This is a genomic window from Mycoplasmopsis felifaucium ATCC 43428 (genome assembly GCF_000687775.1).
Taxonomy (GTDB): Bacteria; Bacillota_I; Bacilli_A; order Mycoplasmatales; family Metamycoplasmataceae; genus Mycoplasmopsis; species Mycoplasmopsis felifaucium.
In genome coordinates this window covers 1-18,943 of the sequence record NZ_JHXS01000013.1, presented here as the reverse complement: position 1 = coordinate 18,943, position 18,943 = coordinate 1, and the positions used below count along the sequence as shown (strand labels likewise).

Below are 18,943 nucleotides of genomic sequence, written 5' to 3'. Positions count from 1 at the left end.
AGTCAAGAAAACCCGTGAAATGAAATACCAGAAAATGAAAATTTATACGGATGACAAAAACGAGGACACGCAAGCAACGCTAATAGAAACAAATTTTTTAAAAAGCTAATAGATTAATTATAAAAATTGAGATGTCTATCTTGATTTTTTATTATTTAAGTTTTTTAAAATATATAAAAAAGATATACCTTGTAAATAAGATATATCTTTATTTTGATTGTAGCTTTTGAAATTACAATCTGGGAGTGTGGTTCAATTTTGGAACCTCACTTTTATAATGAATAATGTTAACCTTTATAAAAAGTTAAATATGTGTATATTCAATATTCGTATTAGATTAATTAATTATTTTTACCTTACTTTTTAAAAAGCAATATTAGCCCAAATATCAAACAAATACATCCAATCGGAAAAGTGAAAAATATTGAAAATAACGGGGCTAGAATAAAATTAATATTTCCAACATTTCTTGTTACAAGAAATGAAAGAATTCCGTGCCCAACTATAAAAAATGATAAAAATATCAATAATATTCCAAAAGTCCATCTTAACATAAAATATCACCATATGTCTTTAATACTTTAGAATCTATTAGGATGCATCTTTCGAACTCATCAAATTGATGATTAACATCAATCGCTTTAATATCAATACATTCACCAAAAATATCAGTTAAGCATTTAGAAATCAAATCTCTAGTTAAGTTATTATCAGAATTTTTAGAATCTGTGATTATCAGAAAATCAATATCGCTATAACTATTTTGATTATTTTTGTAATAAGATCCAAATATCCTAATTTGCTTAATATCTAAAAAATCAATAATAGTATCTGGTATTTTATTGATTAATTCTTCAATTTCGGACAAATTAAATAATTTATTTTGTACAGAAATTTTTTGACTTTTTTCAACTAAATTATTAATATATTTTAAAAAAAGATTTTTATCATTTTTGATTTGAAGCAGATGCTTGGTATCATTAAAATAAAAAATATTCAACGAACAAGAATCTTTATAAAATCTTTTATTAAATAAAAATAAGTAAATTGCTGAAGCTATTTGAATAGAACATAAAGAAGCTAAATAAACAAATAAATTATATGAGAAATCATTGCCATCTTTCGTATAGTATAGGCTCAAAATTATTTCTACCGATTCTTTTGATGGTAAAAAGTTATCGCCAAAACAACTAATACTAAAGAATAAATCATAAATTAGTTTGTCTTTAACAACTTCATCGGATGTAAGTAAATCATAAAATGCTGAAATTGCTTTATATTTTTTATTTTTAATATTGTCGGTAATGTCCGCTTGATTTAAATCCCTAATAACTTGGTGATCATATTCAAAATTAGATAGCATAGCCTTTAAAAATTTTTTTCTATAAACAAAAGGCAAAATTCCACTTTTATTCATAATAACCCCCTTGATTTGGATTAGATTTATTTATTGCAGCCAAAACCTCTTTGCATACATTTTTGTTCCCGAGTTGTTTTGTGTGAATTAAATCATATTTATCCAAATTCCATGTGTATGGAATTAACGCTAAAAGAAAACCAAATAAAAGGTCTATAATGTCTCATTTCTTAATGAATTTTTCAATTCCTCAGCGAATATTTTCTGTTATTTCTATCAAACTAACTGGAGATAATTGGTATAAAATGTCATACCACTTATTATGATCAAAATGTTCATAATTATCATCTATTAACTTTCTTGAATTGATATTTGAATAATTTGAAGCTCTTTGAACTTGAACATCTACTATTAAATCTGAACCATAAAGTGAATTTGATGATAAACCAATTTGAGAACAACCTATACAAGTTATATAAGGTTTTTGATAAGAAGGTAATGAATTTCAACCGTTTTTAAGTTTTACAAAAAACTCATTTGAACCTAAATCCTCGTCAGCAACATAATTATCCAATAAATCGCTGATTTTTGACATAAGCGATGAAACCCCACCATAAGACATAATTGCCGCATTTTTAAAAATGTCATCAGAAATAGTTAAAATAGTCTGTAAAAAATTATTTTCGTAAGGTGTTCCAATTGATGTGATATTTTTGACAATACCTTTATGCAATGATACATATCGCATATTTACCAATCCGCCTTTAGAGTAACCAACTAAAAAGATAGGGGTATCAGCACCTAAAACTTGTTGTATTTTTAAAATAATTGTATGTAATTCTTCAACTTGATCATCTACTCTTCCAATTCAATTTGAAAAAAGGACTTTGAAAAAGGAAATCTTTGGAATTTCGCGTTGTCTATTTAAAACATTAATAATATATCCGCTATGGATGTTTAACACTTGTAAAACTTCATCACAAATTGAAATCGTTGTAATATTTTCTAATAATTTCAGATTTTTTCACATTGGATCATATGTTTCAGCAGTGCAAAATAATCCTGGAACGCATAAGACAACTCCTTTACTTAAAAACTGTGGAGTAACATTATAATAGTTCATACATATACCTCCATACTTGAATATGAAATTATTATATATAATAATTTAACTCATTAACAAACATGTAAAATATAGGCATAAGAAGTGATATTTTTGCCATATTCTATAAAGAAGATAAAATTGCTTAAAACTCTATTTTTATCATAAATAACCCTTCCGTTAAAAAACAGCAAATAAAAATAGCACCTTTTAGGTACTAAATTCTTTATATAAATTCTATACAAATATGGCGGGAGTTAAAGGAATCGAACCCTTGCAAGCAGTTTTGGAGGCTGCAGTACTACCATTATACTAAACTCCCATTAGTATAATAAAGTATACAATAGTTTAATAATTATCTGCCAAACTTGAAGTGACAAATATCTCCATCTTTCATAACGTAGTTTTTGCCTTCGCTTCTAATTTTGCCAGCGGCTCTAACACCTTGTTCACCGTTATATGCTATATAATCTTCATAACTTATAATGTCAGCTTTAATAAATTTATTTTCAAAGTCGCTGTGGATTATCCCTGCACAAGCTGGAGCAAGCATTCCGTCTTTAAATACTCAAGCTTTAACTTCCATTTCACCGGCAGTAAAATAAGTTTTCAATTTTAATAAGTCAAAAGCTTCTCTGGCTAAAATATCCAAACCACTTAGTTTAATGTTATATGAACTAAGTCATTCATTAATTTCATTTTCATCAAGCTGAGATAATTCAGATTCTAATTGAACACAAATAGGAATTATTTTTTCATTATTTACAAGAGAATTTTTTAATTCATTAAATAACTTATCATTTTGATAATCTGAAATTTGTTCGCTAGACATATTAGCAACGTAAATCATTGGCTTTGCAGTAAGTAAGTGATATGTTTTAAGTAGTTTTGTTTCATCTTCAGATAAATCAGGAACTATAGATCTAACTGGTTGTTCGATTTCTAATAAGTTTTTTAATTTTAATACTAAATTTTCTTCAGCAATAGCGTTTTTATCACCTGCTTTTGCTTTTTTATGAATTCTGTTAATGATATTATTAACGGTTTCTAAGTCAGCAAGCATTAATTCTAAATTAATAACATTTTTATCATTAACTGGATTTACTTCATTAGCAACGTGCATAATATCTTTATTTTCAAAACAACGAACTACATGAATAATTGCATCCACTTCTCTTATGTTTGCAAGAAATTTATTCCCCAATCCTTCACCTCTTGAAGCACCTTTGACAAGCCCAGCAATATCAACAAAATCAAATGTTGCGGGTACTATTTTTTGCGGGTTAACAATTTTAGCTAATTCAACTAGTCTTTGATCTTTTAAAGCAACACTGCTAATATTTGGATCTATAGTTGTAAAAGCATAATTTGAAGCTTCAACTTGGTGCTTTGTTAAAGCACTAAATAAGGTACTTTTTCCAACATTAGGAAGGCCAACAATTCCAGCTTTTAATGACATAAATTCTCCTTTTTTGTGTAAGGTTAATCAATAATAACCTTTACTTTTTTTACTTCATTTTTATCAATATATTTAGCATTAGTAATATATTTTTCCATATTATCATAAAACAATTTATCGTGCTTACTATAAATATTATGGTTTAGTTCGTGCAAAATTAAAACATCAATTAATCCAACACTAGAACTTAACATACTAAGTGAATAAACTATTTTAAAACCTTTGCAATAGTTCTTGCCTAAATAAGTTTTAATACTATGTTTAACTTCAATGTTAGGATTATGTGTTTCCATCAATTCTGATCAATGTTTTTGCCTGTTTTGTAGGTATTTTAGAAAAATATCGCTTAAACAATTGATGAATATTTTTCTTCTGTGGTTTGAATTACTTAAATTTGAAACATTACAACGAATAGTAAGGGTTTTTAATTCTGTGTTGAGATCATATTCAACTTTTTTTGATGTTCTAAAATCTCACCTTAAAAGATATTGCTCACCAAAAATTTGAATATTATGAGGGCAAGCATCTGTGTTTCATATTATAAAGTGTGTATTTTTTTCGTTTAAAACTGTTTTAATATAATTTTTGTCTAAAAAACGATTTATTTTTTCATTAATTTTAGGCTCAAATTTTGCAAATAAATCAAAGTTAATAAAACTACTTTTAACAATGATGTCTTTAGTTATTGGCTCTAATTTAATAATATATGAACCAAATTTTATTCTTCCTGAAGGTTCATAATATATATTAATTTCTTGGTTATAATCTTGCCTAAAAATACTATTAATTAGTGTTTTTATCTTCATGAATTATTTTATTAAATTTACTTATATCTTTTAATGATGTTGCTCTACCTAAATTAACAGCATCAATCACCGCTTTAATAACTTCATATGATAAATCAGGTTCATCAGCTAAATCATTTGAAACCGTATCAAGTACACTATTAATTTTGTCTTCGTTAGCAATAATACTTCATGAATCTAATTGATCAATATTATATGAAGTTTCCGAAGGTAATATAAGAAGTGAAAATACTGGGAAATTAAATCCGCACATATTATAAAAATGTTTAATATGTTTGAAATTTTGAAGTAATGGATTATTAATACTTTTTTCTTTATTACCTATTTTAAGGGTTAATTTGTCAGCATATGAAATTCCAAAAAGCTTACCGATATAATATTTATCTTCAACAATGTAAACAGATTTATTACCAATTAAAACTCCATCAATTTCAAAATATTGGTCCTGCGAATATTTGAACAATCCACCTTTAAGGTATTTAAAACCATTATTTTTGGCATATATGGTTAACTTTTCATCAACCAAAACCTCGAATCTGGCTCCTATTGTTGTTTTCTTTCTTGTTTTTTGATTTGCTATAAAAATAAAAACAAGTACAAGAATGATAGCAACTGTAATTAAACTAAATGACAATCATAACTTTCACATATATCCTCCATTAGAAGATTTTCATATATTACTATTTTAAAATATTTTTAAGATATTGACCTGTGTAACTATTTGGGTTTTGAGCTACTTGCTCAGGCGTTCCTGAAGCTACAACTCTACCGCCATTTACGCCGCCATCAGGTCCTAAATCAATAAGATAATCGCAAGACTTTATTACATCTAAATTATGTTCTATAACAATAACCGTATCACCATTATCAACAATATTATTTAATACAGTTAGTAACTTAGCTACATCATAAGTATGCAATCCTGTAGTCGGTTCGTCTAATACATACACTGTTTTCCCTGTAGCTTTCTTTTGTAAATAAGTAGCTAATTTTACTCTTTGTGCTTCTCCACCACTTAAAGTTGTAGATGATTGACCCAATTTTATATAGCCAAGACCTACATCCTGTAAGGTTTGTAATTTATTTTTAATGTTAGGTCGAGCACTAAAAAATTCTAACGCTTCATCTACTGTCATATCTAGCACTTGCGAAATATTTTTATTATGATATTTAACTTCTAATGTTTCCCTATTGTATCTTTGGCCTTCACAATCATCACATAAAACATAAACATCAGGTAAGAAATGCATTTCAATTTTGATAGATCCATCACCTTGACATTTTTCACATCTTCCACCTGGAAGATTGAAACTAAATTGACCTTTTTGATAACCTCTAGCTTTCGATTCTTCAACTGATGAGAAAATATCTCTAATATCATCAAAAACAGATGTATATGTAGCCGGATTACTTCTAGGAGTTCTACCTATTGGACTTTGATTAACGGGAACTATTTTGTCTATAAAATTTAGTCCGTTAAATGACTTAAATTCACCTACTCTGCCTTGTGAATTCTTAGATAAATATTTTTCAACACCTTTTACCAAAATCTCATTAATTAAGCTACTTTTACCACTTCCCGATACACCAGTTACACCTATAAATTTTCCTAAAGGAAATTTAACATCTATTTTTTTAAGATTATTTTCAGCAGCACCAAAAACTTCTAGAACCTTACCATTTCCGCTTCTTCTAAACTTAGGCACTTCAATTTTTCATTCACCTGAAAGATATTTTCCAGTTATTGATTTAGGTTCTTTAACAATGTCTTGAACAGAACCAGCAGCTATAACTTCACCGCCATGAATACCAGCATATTGGCCTATATCAACTATAAAATCAGCAGCTTTAATAGTATCTTCATCGTGCTCAACCACAATTAAAGTATTACCAATATCAACCATTTTTTGAAGTGTACTAATTAAACGTTCATTATCTTTTTGATGTAAACCAATTGATGGCTCATCTAAAACATATAAAACTCCAGTTAAATTTGATCCAATTTGTGTGGCCAACTTAATTCTTTGACTTTCACCACCACTTAAAGTTTCAGCATTTCTGCTTAAGGTTAAATATCCTAAACCTACGTTTTTCAAAAATTTAAGCCTATTTTGCAATTCATTCATTATTAGCTGTGAAATGAATTTTTCTTCATCACTTAATTTTAGATTTTCTAATTCAATTAAAATATCATCAACGCTTTTTGACACCATTTCATAAATATTTAGATTATTAACCCTTACACTTAAGGCGTATTCATTTAATCTTGAGCCTTTACATTTAGAGCAAGTGAACGACCCCATATATCTACGTATTCATTCTCTAATTTTTTCACTTGAGGTATTAAAATAGCTGTTTTCGATTTTTTCTAATACACCTTCAATATGTCTGAATCTTCTAGTCTTATTACCGCTTGAAGAAACTAAAACATATTCCATATCTTCTTTTGAACCATATTTAATAATGTCAATCTCTTTTTTAGAAAGCTCATTAATTGGAGTATTTTTATCTATACCATAATGATGAAGTAAAACATCAAATTCCTGCCATTCTAGATTTTGTGTATTAACTGTATTTTCAAAAATTTTGATTGCCCCATCATTAATAGTTCTCCATTTTTCAGGAACTAAAGCATCAAAATCACCTTTTAAAGTTACTCCAAGTCCTTTACAGGTATCGCACATACCAAAAGGAGAATTAAACGAAAATAATCTTGTATCAATTTTAGGCATCTCAAAATCCTTATAAATACAAGAGTGTAATTTTGAGAATTTTTTAATTTCACCTTCAGTAGTTTCCACTTTAACAAGACCTTTAGAATATTCAAGTGCTACGTTAATAGCTTCGGAAATTCTGTTTCTATTTTCTTCGTTTAAAACAACTCTATCAACTAGTATGTCAATATAATGTTTAACATTCTTTTCAAGTTGAATATTATCATCTAAATTGTATATTTCACCATCTACTTTAACTCTAATAAATCCTTCGGTTTTTAATTTTTGAATTAAGTTTGCAAAGGTACCTTTTTCACCATCTACTACTGGCGAAAGTATATATAACTTAGAGTTATTAGGAAATTCATAAATGCTATTGATAATGTCTTTATTGGTCTGGCTAGATATTTTTACATTATGATTAGGGCAATAAGGAATACCAATTCGAGCAAAAAGTAACCTGAAATAATCATATATTTCAGTTACAGTTCCTACTGTTGATCTAGGGTTATTATGTGTTGTTTTTTGTTCAATTGAAATAGAAGGACTTAATCCATCAATTGAATCAACATTAGGCTTACTTGTTCCACCTAAAAATAATCTAGCATAATTACTTAAGCTATCAACATATCTCCGGCGTCCTTCTTCATAAATTGTATTAAAGGCTAAACTACTTTTACCACTGCCAGATAGGCCCGTAAATACAATCAGCTTGTTTTTAGGAAGTACTAAATCAATATTTTTTAAATTATTTTCTTTAGCTCCTCTTATAATAATTTCGTCTTTTGTTGACATTATACCTCCAGCACTATAAAACAGCGTTTTTAGTCATTTGCTTTAAGCTCTAAAATTAAGTCTCTTAATTCAATAGCTCTTTCATAATTTAATTCTTTCGAAGCTTGTTCCATTTGAGCTTTTAAATTCTTAATTAATTCATCCTTAGTTAATGCTGTATTTACTTTATCTTTAGATTTAGCATTTTTGAAGAATAATTCAACTGCATTTTCAATTCCGTGCCCTTGAATTGGCTCTGCAATTGGTTTAATAATTGTTTTTGGCGTAATATTATGTTTTAAATTGTAATCTTCTTGGATTTTTCTAATTTCATTATTTTGTTCAATGGTTTCAGCCATACTTTTACTCATATTATCAGCGTAAAAAATAACTTTACCATTAGCATTTCTCGCTGCTCTACCAGCTATTTGGATTAAACTTCTAGTAGAACGGAAAAAGCTTTCTTTATCGGCGTCCAGTACCATAATTAAGCTTACTTCGGGCAAATCAATACCTTCACGAAGCAAGTTTATACCGATTACAGTGTCATAAATTCCTTTTCTTAGTTTTCTTAAAATTTCATTTCTTTCAAAAGTATTATGCTCGCTATGAATGTAGGCTACTTTCTCGTTTTTTTCTAAGAAAAATCTAGTTAACTCTTCTGCAAGTCTTTTTGTGATAGTTAGTATCAATGTTCTTTCATTTTTTTCTTTTTGTTTTTGTAGCTCATTATAAATATCTTCAACCTGAGCTTTAGTTGGTCTAACTTCAATAATTGGGTTTAATAATCCTGTGGGTCTTACAAATAATCTCGTAATAACACCATTGGTTTTATCTAATTCATATTCGTCAGGTGTGGCTGAAATATAGACGGTTTGGAAATCAAAATCATTTTCAAACTCTTCAAAAGTAAGTGGCCTATTTTCCAATGCACTTGGCAATCTAAATCCATAATCAACTAAGGTTTGCTTACGGGCTCTGTCACCCTTAAACATAGCTTTAAGTTGAGGTATCATCATATGTGATTCATCTATAAACATAATTGGTTTTTTACCGTGAAAGTAGTCAAATAAGGTATATGGTCTTTGTCCAAAAGTTCTATTATCTAGATACATTGAATAATTTTCAACACCAGGACATACACCAAATTCTGCTAACGAGTCTAAATCTCTATCAGTTCTCTCTTTGATTCTTTGAGCTTCTAATAATTTATTATGTTTCTCAAAATATTTAACTCTTTCATCAAGTTCAATTTGAGCTAAAGCACAAGTTTTCTTGATAATATCAATATTAACTGTATAAGCATCACCCGGGAAAATAATTAAGTCATTATGTTTTCGCAAAACTTCCTTTGTTATAGGGTCACAAGTTGAAATCGAATCAAGTTCATCACCGAAGAAATCCAATCTAATAATAAAACTTTCATCATATGCAGGTCTAATATAAATTAAATCACCTTTAACACTAAAATTACCCATTTCAAGAGCTACATCATTTCTTGAATAATTACGTTTAATTAGTTGTTTAATTAATTCGTCTCTATTAAGTTCCATATTTTTAGAGATATATAAAAAGTTTTCTTCATATTCATATGGACTTAAAGCACCATAAATAGCCGAAACTGAAGCAACTACTATAGTATCGTTTCTCGTAAGAATTGAATTTACTGTGCTCATTCTCATAGCATTCAAATCTACGTTTGTCTTACTTGTTTTGTCAATGTATGAATCGCTTGAAGGAATATAAGCTTCGGGGCGATAGTAATCAAAATAAGAAACGAAGTATTCAACCTTATTTTCAGGGAAGAACCCTTTTAATTCAGAATAAAGTTGGCTCGCTAAAGTTTTATTATGAGACAGCACAATAATTGGTCTGTCAAATTCTTTAATTACATTAGCAATCGTAAAAGTTTTACCACTACCAGTAACACCTTGTAAAACCTGGCTTTTTTCACCGTTTTTAATACCTTGAACTAATTCTGAAATTGCTTCTGGCTGATCACCTGAAGGAGAATAATTTGAATGAAGCTTAAATATAGACATATGTAAATTATACTTATTTAAAATTTACTTATATTCAATAGTCAACGGATTTATGCGATAGTGAATACTATATAATTTTTATATGAAATATGCAATAGTTGTTGATTCGTCTTGTGGTTTAACTAAGTTACAAGCTAAAAAATAGGTTGGTTTTACTTTCCTCATATACATTGAAATAGATGGTAAAACATACGCAAATGGTGTTGATATAACACCAGAAACATTATTTGATAAATTTAAACTAACATCAAACGTTAAAACATCTGCATTCAATATGGCAGAAGCTAATGAATTATTTGAAGAATTGTCTAAAACATATGACAAAATAATTGTTTATCCAATTTCTAAACATTTATCAAGCTCATATCGGTCTTTAAAATTAATGGAGGCTGACTTTCCAAAATTAAGAGTAATAGAATCAGTTGAAGTTGTTCAGTTAATTGCTTTTGATTGTATTTGATTAGATCAACAAATGAAATTAGATTCATCTAAAATTGACGAATATATCAGTTTTATAGAGAATAATGGTTTTAATAAATCTATAACATTAATTCCAAAATATAACAATTATTTAGTTAAGGGAGGCAGATTACATCCTGCCGCATCCACTATAGCAAAAATGCTTAGAATTGTTCCATTAATTAAATGAGAGAATGGAAAACTATTAAAAGAAGGCGTTGGAATTAAATTTGAAAAAGCTGTAAGCAAAAATATCATTAATAAAGCTGTAGACTTTAAAGCAAGTGATGAAAACGTTATATTTCCAGTTTTAGAACACTCAGGTTTTAAGGACGAATATAAGCATAAAATAGTTTCAGAAATCCAATATACCTATAAAATAGCTCCTTTAGTTTGTTTTATTCCTCCAGTCGTTTCAATGCACGTAGGGCCGGAAGGATACGCATTAATGCTTTTAGTTATTTCTTCAGAATTAGCAGATTTAATAGCAGAAAAATTTAAAGAAATTAATTATTCAGCATAACTACATGTAAAAAGTTATGCTTTTTTATTTACTTTTAATATGTAAATAATTACATATTACTAATAATTTTTAAAAAGCTTTAATAACTATTAAATAGTATTATAATAGCAATATGTTATTAATATAACATCAAAAACAGCGAGGTATAAAACAAGTATATGAATGCAAAAGAAACTAATAAAATGGTTCTAATTAATGTCATTTTATCAGTGTCAATTGCTGCACTTTTGCTAGCTTTTTTTAAGTGAGCAAAAGCGTCCCTTATGCTTGGTTTTTTAATTGGTTCAGCCTTATCGTTGGTTATTTTTTTAATTAAAGATTTGCTTAGTTATTACTGAATATACAAAGATAAAAAAGCAGCAATTTCAATAAATATTTTAATTTATACTGCTATTTTATTGGTTGTTTCGGCAATGACTATTGGAATTATTTTTATTAATAAATATTCAGCGTCCAACGGAACCAATATATATAAGGATAATGGTTATCAATTAGGATTTTATCCAATCAATATATTAGCTTTTATGGGTGGCTTATCAATGACGAAAATATCTATATTTATCGCTTTTTTGTTTAAAAAGAAATCTAAAAGAAAGGAGGCATAATGGTGCAAAAGTTTGAAAAAACTCTCCCTCAAGGTATAGATGCCATCAAACATGAGTGAAGTGAATGAAACCAAAAACAATTATTGTCATTAATCCTAATAGTTTTAATCTGTTTAATTGTTTCATTAATAGTTTTTATCAAAATCAAAAAAGAAGCCAGAAAAGATAAAGCTCCTAAAGGCATTTTGTTTGTTATGGAAGGCTATGTAAATTACATTGATTCAGCCTACGATGACAATACTGAAAATAAATTACCTAAAGCTAAGTTTTATGTCTTTGGTTTAGCTACTTTCTTATTTGTTGGAAACTTACTTGGATTAATTGGTTTTGAACCAGTAACAACTTCTTACTCAGTTGCATTAACTTGCGGATTAATTACTTTTATAGGTATATACGTCGTAGGTTTTATGTATCAAAAATGGCGTTTTTTAAAGAAATATAAGAATCCTATTGAAATCATTGGTCAATTTTCACCTTTAATCTCAATCTCATTCCGTATTTTCGGAAACATTATTGGTGGAGCTGTAATTGTTTTCCTTGTTTACTATATTTTTGGTTATTTATTTGCTTTAATGACTGGCCAAAACTTTACAAAGGCAATGCAAAATAACACAGCATGACCAATTTTGGCACCATTAATAACACCATTTTTACATATGTATTTTGATATGTTTAGTGCCTTCATTCAAGCTTTAGTATTTTGTTCTTTAACCTCAATTTGATGATCTTCTGAAGTTGAAATTAACGAAAAGAAAGTCAAAGAAGCCTCAATGACTGTAAATAACGAAGGTTTAGAAACAACTCAAAATACTAAAAACTCAAAAGCATTAACTTTAAATCAAAACATTTATTAGGAGGAAACATGGATAAAGGATTAATCGCAGTTGGCATTGGAATCGCAATGATTTCAGGTCTTGGTGTTGGTTTAGGTCAAGGTATGGCTGCTGGTAAAGCTGCCGAAGCTGTTGGACGTAATCCAGAAGCTGCTGGTAAAATTAGAACAATGATGCTTGTTGGTCAAGCTATCGCAGAATCTGCTGCTATTTACTCATTAATTGTTGCTATATTATTAATGTTCGTATTCCCTGGCATTAAAATGGCCTAATTAAGCAGACTATGAATGAATTAATTACAATCGGAAACCAAAGTGCAAAATTTGCCGAAAGCGATATTAAAACAACGCTAACGGAAAAATTTTACGCAATGTTCCCATCGTATCCAATGTTGATTTCAACATTAATTGCACTAATACTAGTTATTGTTATTTTATGATTCTTGCTTCATAAACCTATTAAAAAAGCTATGAAAGAAAGACAAGATTATATTCAAAATAATATTGATCAAGCTAAAGCAACTAATGATTTATCTCAACAAAAATTACAAGAAGCTAACTTAAGACTTTCCCAAGCTTATGCTGATGCAAATGACATTATTAAAAATGCTAAAGTGCATGGTGAAAAGGTTATAGCTCAATATACAGATCAAGCTCGTGTAGAATCAAAACGTATTTTACAAAAAGCTAAAATGGATATCAATAGAGAAAAAGCATTGCTTCTTGAAGAATCAAAAAACAATATAGCAAACACTGCAGTTGAACTTGCTAGACAAATTGTTAAACACGAAGTTTCAAATGAATCACAAGAAAAAATTATTGAATCATTCTTAAAAGATAAGAATAAATAATAATGTATTCAAAAGCTAACCCAGACGGATATGCATTAGCATTATTTGAACTTCTAAAAGAACAAAAGTTAGTTGAAAAAACATATAACTTTTTAGCAGAATTTGATGATTTCATCAACAATGATGAAATCATCACAACTGTATTATCAAATATAAACGAAACTAAGGAAGAAAGACTTTCATTGATTGATGACATTAGTCAAAAAATGTCTATTTCAAAGGATACTGACATTTTTAAAAATTTCCTAAAAGTACTTGTTGATAGGAATACAGCATCACTTTTGCCAAGAATTATGTCAGCATATTTAACAATGGCTCAAAGCTATTTAAATATTTTAAGTGGAAAAATTTATACCGCTTATCCATTAAAGAAAGAAACATTAAATCAAATTATTACTAAGCTTGAAAAAGAAAAAAACAAGAGAGTAATTTTGAAAGACTACATAGATGAAAGTTTAATTTCGGGATTCAAAATCGTTTTAGGCAATGAAATTATTGAACATAATGCCGAAACTGATTTGAAAAAATTATTATTATCAATTACAAGAAAAGGAGGTATAAATGGCTAATCAAATGGAAGATATTTGTGCAATTATTAAAGATAGAATTAGAAATTTTGACTCTAAAGTTGACTATGCTGAAGTTGGTACAATCGTTACAATTGGTGATGGTATTGCTTTGGTTAATGGCTTAGATAACGCTAAAAATGGTGAAATTATTAAGTTCAAAAATGACATTTATGGTTTAGTTTTAAACTTAGAAGAAGAAGTCGCTGGTGTTGCTATCTTTGGTAATGCTGATCAACTTACTGAAGGCGAAACTTGTTCAAGAACTGGCGAAGTTATTTCAGTTCCAGTTGGTGATGCTTTAATTGGTAGAGTAGTTGATGCCTTAGGTAATCCTATTGACGGAAAAGGTCCAATTAAAAGCAATAAAAAACGTGAAATCTTTAAAATAGCACCCGGTGTTATGTCTCGTGAAGAAGTTAACGAACCACTTGAAACAGGTATTATCTCTATTGACTCGATGATTCCTATCGGTAAAGGTCAACGTGAATTAATCATCGGCGATAGACAAACAGGTAAAACAGCCATTGCTATTGATGCAATCATTAACCAAAAAGATAAAAATGTTAAATGTATTTATGTAGCAATTGGTCAAAAGAACTCTACAGTAGCACAAATAGTTAAAAAACTTCAAGATTTTGGAGCTATGGAATATACAACTGTTTTAATTTCTGGTGCTTCAGAATTAGCTCCTCAACAATATATTGCTCCTTATTCAGGAACAGCAATCGCAGAAGAATGAATGTCACAAGGCCAAAACTGTTTAATCGTTTATGATGACCTTTCAAAACATGCGATTGCATATAGAACATTATCATTACTTCTTAGAAGACCTCCAGGTCGTGAGGCTTATCCTGGTGATGTTTTCTACTTGCACTCTCAACTTTTAGAAAGAGCTGCAAAAGTAAACAAAAACTTTGGTGGTGGTTCAATTACTGCACTGCCAATTATTGAAACGCAACAAGGTGATATTTCAGCTTATATCCCTACAAATGTTATTTCAATTACTGACGGACAAATTTTCACAAGAGAAAACTTATTCAACTCTGGACAAAGACCTGCTGTTGATGTTGGTTTTAGTGTTTCTCGTGTTGGTTCAGCAGCTCAAATCAAAGCCATGAAACAAGTATCTGGTTCATTAAAGCTTGAACTTGCTCAATACAATGAAATGTTAGCATTTGCACAATTCGGTTCTGACTTGGATGATTCAACCAAAAACATCTTAAACCACGGTGCAAAAGTTTATGAAATTTTAAAACAAGAACAATATTCACCGTTAAATCAATATACGCAAGTAGCTATTTTGATGGGAGTTAAGGAAAAAATTATTAATCCTTTACCTGCTACAGAAATTAATCGTTATCGTGATGAAGTTATTAAATTCATCAATAAAGACCTTACAGGTATAAACTTAGTTGAAAAAATTAAAGCAAATAATAACGCTTTAAGTCCTGAGCTTTATAATGAGCTTTCTATGCATTTAGTTGATATAGTTAATAAAATCATTATGACTTTAACTAACTATAACCCTGAAGATTATGCAAAAATGCCTTTAAAATACGCTAATTCGTCAACAAATAATCAATCTTTAACTCAGACAATATCTCAAGGTAAATAATGTCAAGTATAAGTGGAATTAAAAGTAGAATAGGTACAATTCAGTCAATCAGAAAAATAACTCACGCTATGGAACTTGTTTCATTCTCAAAACTTAAGAGGGCAAAATTAGAATATGAAGAAGTTCTAAAATATGATGTTTTGATTGATGAAATTTTTACTAAAATCTTTCAAAATTTGTACGAAGACGAATTACACGATTTGATACAACCAAAAAGCAATACTAAAACAGATTTATATATAGTAGTTTCAAGTAATTTAGGATTGGCTGGCGGTTATAACGCCAACATTATCAAATTAACCAAACAGACTGTTTCACAGGATGATAAGTTAATTATATTAGGTTCATATGGCTTAAGAGGGCTTCAACACTTATATAAAGATAGAATTATTAACACTATCAACCAAGACCCTAAAATTAGTATTCATAAAATCGTTAAAAAAATTGTTAAATTAGCTATGCAGCTTTATGCTAATAATGAAATTCGTTCAATTAAGGTTATTTATTCTAAATATATTAACAACCTTGTGCAAACAGATGTATGCGAGCAAATTTATCCATTTAACGAAGAAGTTATTAGACCATTAATAGCTTCAAAAGAATATGACCATAAGTTAGAATTTGAACCAAGTCCTAAAAAAATTCTTGCTGAAGCAATTCCTTTATACATTGATTCAAAGCTATATTCGGCAATCGCTTGTGCAAAAATCAGTGAAATTGCTTCAAGACGTATTGCAATGGAAAACGCAACAGATAATGCAGACCAATTAATTGATAATCTTAATATTGAATACAACAGAAAACGTCAAAGTAAGATTACGCAAGAAATTATTGAAATTGTGTCTGGAGCTGATGCAGTTCAATAAAAGGAGATAAGATGGAAAATACAAAAGTTTTAGATACACAGACATCTAACCCAATTGAACAAAAATCTAATGTTGGTAAAGTTGTTCAAATTATGGGTCCTGTTGTTGACGTTAGATTCCCTAAAGGCTCATTGCCTTCATTATTAAATGCATTAGAAATTCACTACAACGATCAAATTTATACTTTTGAAGTAGCTCAACACATTGGAGATGATACAGTTAGAACTATTGCGATGGTTTCAACACAAGGTCTTCCAAGAGGTATTGATGTTATTGATACAGGTCATCCAATTCAAGTTCCTGTTGGAAAAGACATTCTAGGCAGAATGTTTGACGTTTTAGGCCAACCAATTGACTTACAACCTGCACCAAATTGTCAAAGAAATTCTATCCACACAAGTGCTCCATCATATGAAGATCAAAGAACTGAAAGTGAAATTTTAGAAACAGGTATTAAAGTTATTGACTTGCTTGTTCCTTACGCAAAAGGTAGTAAAATAGGTCTTTTCGGTGGAGCTGGTGTAGGAAAAACTGTTCTTGTTCAAGAATTAATTAATAACATTGCTATTCAACACGGTGGACTTTCAGTTTTTGCTGGAGTTGGTGAACGTACCCGTGAAGGTAATGACTTATATAATGAAATGAAAGCTGCTGGGGTTTTAGATAAAACCGCTTTAGTTTTTGGTCAAATGAATGAACCTCCTGGGGCTCGTATGCGTGTTAGCTTAACCGCTTTAACAATGGCTGAATATTTTAGAGATAAAGCAAATCAAGATGTGCTGTTATTCATTGATAACATTTTCCGTTTCACACAAGCCGGTTCTGAAGTTAGTGCTCTTTTAGGTCGTATGCCTAGTGCCGTTGGTTATCAACCTACATTGGCTACTGAAATGGGTCAACTTCAAGAAAGAATTACTTCAACACAATCTGGATCAATTACATCTGTACAAGCTGTTTATGTACCTGCTGATGACTTAACTGACCCAGCACCTGCAACAACATTTAACCACTTGGATGCTAAAACCGTTTTAGACAGAAATATAGCTGCTTTAGGAATTTATCCTGCGATTGATCCTCTTGAATCAGCATCTAGATTATTAGATCCTCTTGTAGTCGGTCAAGAACATTATGACGTTGCTCAAAATGTAGTAGCTATCTTGCAAAGATTTAAAGAACTTCAAGATATCATCGCAATTCTCGGTATGGGTGAGCTTAGTGATGAAGATAAAAAAGTTGTTCAAAGAGCTAGAAGAATAAGAAACTTCTTAAGTCAACCATTCTTCGTTGCTGAAAAATTCTCGGGTAAAAAAGGTGTTTACGTCAAAAAAGATGATACCGTAAGAAGTTTTAAGGCTATCCTTAATGGTGACTATGATGACTATCCAGAAGAATTATTCTTATACGTTGGTTCAATTGATGATGTAATTGCAAACTACAATAAAATGCAACAAGAAGCTAACAATCAACAAACAAAATCTCAAGCTGAAAATACTTCTACAATTGAAACAAATAGCACCGCAAAATAGCATTTTATGTATAAATACAGTAATTTAAAAATCATTACGCAATCACAAATCTTTTATGATGGTGAAGTATCAAGTGTCCAACTTTCTACAAAAAGTGGAGGACAAATCATGCTTCAACCAAATAGAAGTGAATTCCTTTCAACGATTGACATTTGTAAGCTATTTATAACTGTAAAAGATAATCAAGAACCTTTAGAATGTTCAATTGGCGATGGCATAGTTTATGTTGATGAATCAAGCATTCGTATTATTACAAACGATATTATTTGAAGCAAAGACATTGATGTTGAAAAAGCCGAAAAAGATAGAGATTATGCATTGAAGCAACTTGAAAACGCCAAAAATGCAAGTGATGAAAAATTATTTGAAATTAAACTTCGTAAAGCTATTAATAGAATAAACGTTTCAAAAGATAGAAACTAAATTTAAAGTTAATTACACTCTTCGAGATAATAATGAAGAGTGTTTTTATTTATTTTTAAGCATTTTTTACATATTTTAAGGCTTATTCATTATAAAAGTGAGGTTCCAAAATTGAACCCCACTTTTATAATTTTTGCCCTAAAATATAAATATAAAAACCAAATAGAAAGGGCAATATAATTATAATGAAATTTAAAAGTTTAAACAATGTTTACTGTATCGAAACAACGGTAAAACACTCATACAATAGCCAAATAAAATATAGATCTAAACACATTCACGTTTACATTAATGATTCTGAAAAAGACTTAGAATACGCAAATCAAATATTTTATAGGAACAGATTAAAGGTTCATTTTAATCATATTTCTATAACTAAAGCACATAAAATTTTGAATATGATGCAATTAAATTACTCTA

General features: G+C 29.2%; 19 protein-coding genes and 1 tRNA gene. 11 read left to right on the top strand and 9 right to left on the bottom strand.

Features of this window, described 5'->3' with window-relative positions:
* Positions 1-547: 547 nt before the first annotated feature.
* From T390_RS0102675 to T390_RS04230, 9 genes are all read right to left on the bottom strand, one after another.
* Positions 548-1,417 (bottom strand): nucleotidyltransferase domain-containing protein, encoded by an 870-nt coding sequence (locus tag T390_RS0102675; protein ID WP_027334963.1) that lies wholly within the window; start codon positions 1,415-1,417, stop codon positions 548-550.
* A complete protein-coding gene (locus T390_RS0102670; RefSeq protein WP_027334962.1) occupies positions 1,410-2,480 on the bottom strand; it encodes a hypothetical protein in 1,071 nt (356 codons plus the stop codon). Before T390_RS0102670 ends, T390_RS0102675 begins: the two co-directional genes overlap by 8 nt.
* Positions 2,481-2,707: 227 nt before the next feature.
* A tRNA-Trp gene (locus T390_RS0102665) sits at positions 2,708-2,781 on the bottom strand.
* A 33-nt stretch (positions 2,782-2,814) separates the two neighbouring features.
* Complete coding sequence (gene ychF, locus T390_RS0102660; protein WP_027334961.1) at positions 2,815-3,918, bottom strand: redox-regulated ATPase YchF; 1,104 nt, start codon at positions 3,916-3,918, stop codon at positions 2,815-2,817.
* A gap of 23 nt (positions 3,919-3,941) precedes the next feature.
* Positions 3,942-4,724: a YgjP-like metallopeptidase domain-containing protein gene (locus T390_RS0102655; RefSeq protein WP_027334960.1), complete on the bottom strand. Its 783-nt coding sequence runs from the start codon at positions 4,722-4,724 to the stop codon at positions 3,942-3,944.
* Complete coding sequence (locus T390_RS0102650; RefSeq protein WP_027334959.1) at positions 4,702-5,373, bottom strand: nuclease-related domain-containing protein; 672 nt, start codon at positions 5,371-5,373, stop codon at positions 4,702-4,704. The genes T390_RS0102655 and T390_RS0102650 overlap by 23 nt, the downstream gene beginning before the upstream one ends.
* Positions 5,374-5,404: 31 nt before the next feature.
* Complete coding sequence (gene uvrA / locus T390_RS0102645; RefSeq protein WP_027334958.1) at positions 5,405-8,233, bottom strand: excinuclease ABC subunit UvrA; 2,829 nt, start codon at positions 8,231-8,233, stop codon at positions 5,405-5,407.
* Positions 8,234-8,262: 29 nt separating this feature from the next.
* Positions 8,263-10,254 (bottom strand): excinuclease ABC subunit UvrB, encoded by a 1,992-nt coding sequence (gene uvrB / locus T390_RS0102640; RefSeq protein ID WP_027334957.1) that lies wholly within the window; start codon positions 10,252-10,254, stop codon positions 8,263-8,265.
* Positions 10,255-10,332: 78 nt separating this feature from the next.
* Positions 10,333-10,527 carry a hypothetical protein gene (locus T390_RS04230; RefSeq protein ID WP_235732226.1) on the bottom strand — a complete coding sequence of 65 codons (195 nt, stop codon included), beginning with the start codon at positions 10,525-10,527 and terminating at the stop codon, positions 10,333-10,335.
* Between T390_RS04230 and T390_RS03845 the strand changes: the two genes are divergently transcribed.
* The 11 genes from T390_RS03845 to T390_RS03835 all read left to right on the top strand — a co-directional run.
* Positions 10,463-11,236 (top strand): DegV family protein, encoded by a 774-nt coding sequence (locus tag T390_RS03845; protein ID WP_318023687.1) that lies wholly within the window; start codon positions 10,463-10,465, stop codon positions 11,234-11,236. The two genes, T390_RS04230 and T390_RS03845, sit on opposite strands and share 65 nt — an antisense overlap.
* Before the next feature lie 158 nt (positions 11,237-11,394).
* Entirely contained in the window at positions 11,395-11,841 is a 447-nt protein-coding gene (locus tag T390_RS0102630; protein ID WP_027334956.1) for a hypothetical protein, read from the top strand.
* Positions 11,841-12,695, top strand: a complete 855-nt coding sequence (locus T390_RS0102625; RefSeq protein WP_084260954.1) for a F0F1 ATP synthase subunit A — start codon at positions 11,841-11,843, stop codon at positions 12,693-12,695. Before T390_RS0102630 ends, T390_RS0102625 begins: the two co-directional genes overlap by 1 nt.
* An 8-nt stretch (positions 12,696-12,703) precedes the next feature.
* On the top strand, positions 12,704-12,946 hold the full coding sequence (atpE, locus tag T390_RS0102620) for an ATP synthase F0 subunit C (protein WP_027334954.1): 243 nt from the start codon (positions 12,704-12,706) through the stop codon (positions 12,944-12,946).
* Positions 12,947-12,957: 11 nt separating this feature from the next.
* Entirely contained in the window at positions 12,958-13,524 is a 567-nt protein-coding gene (gene atpF / locus T390_RS0102615) for a F0F1 ATP synthase subunit B (RefSeq protein WP_036436154.1), read from the top strand.
* A gap of 2 nt (positions 13,525-13,526) precedes the next feature.
* Positions 13,527-14,093 (top strand): ATP synthase F1 subunit delta, encoded by a 567-nt coding sequence (atpH, locus tag T390_RS0102610; protein WP_027334952.1) that lies wholly within the window; start codon positions 13,527-13,529, stop codon positions 14,091-14,093.
* The gene (gene atpA, locus T390_RS03840; RefSeq protein WP_051590859.1) at positions 14,086-15,708 is read left to right on the top strand and encodes a F0F1 ATP synthase subunit alpha; all 1,623 of its coding nucleotides are present in this window, start codon (positions 14,086-14,088) and stop codon (positions 15,706-15,708) included. The genes atpH and atpA overlap by 8 nt, the downstream gene beginning before the upstream one ends.
* Positions 15,708-16,574: an ATP synthase F1 subunit gamma gene (atpG, locus tag T390_RS0102600; RefSeq protein ID WP_027334951.1), complete on the top strand. Its 867-nt coding sequence runs from the start codon at positions 15,708-15,710 to the stop codon at positions 16,572-16,574. Before atpA ends, atpG begins: the two co-directional genes overlap by 1 nt.
* Before the next feature lie 11 nt (positions 16,575-16,585).
* The gene (atpD, locus tag T390_RS0102595; protein ID WP_051590858.1) at positions 16,586-18,100 is read left to right on the top strand and encodes a F0F1 ATP synthase subunit beta; all 1,515 of its coding nucleotides are present in this window, start codon (positions 16,586-16,588) and stop codon (positions 18,098-18,100) included.
* Between the two features lie 6 nt (positions 18,101-18,106).
* Positions 18,107-18,523 (top strand): ATP synthase F1 subunit epsilon, encoded by a 417-nt coding sequence (gene atpC, locus T390_RS0102590; RefSeq protein WP_027334949.1) that lies wholly within the window; start codon positions 18,107-18,109, stop codon positions 18,521-18,523.
* Positions 18,524-18,708: 185 nt separating this feature from the next.
* Positions 18,709-18,943 (top strand): hypothetical protein (locus T390_RS03835; RefSeq protein ID WP_036436151.1); only part of this gene is annotated, 235 nt, incomplete at its 3' end.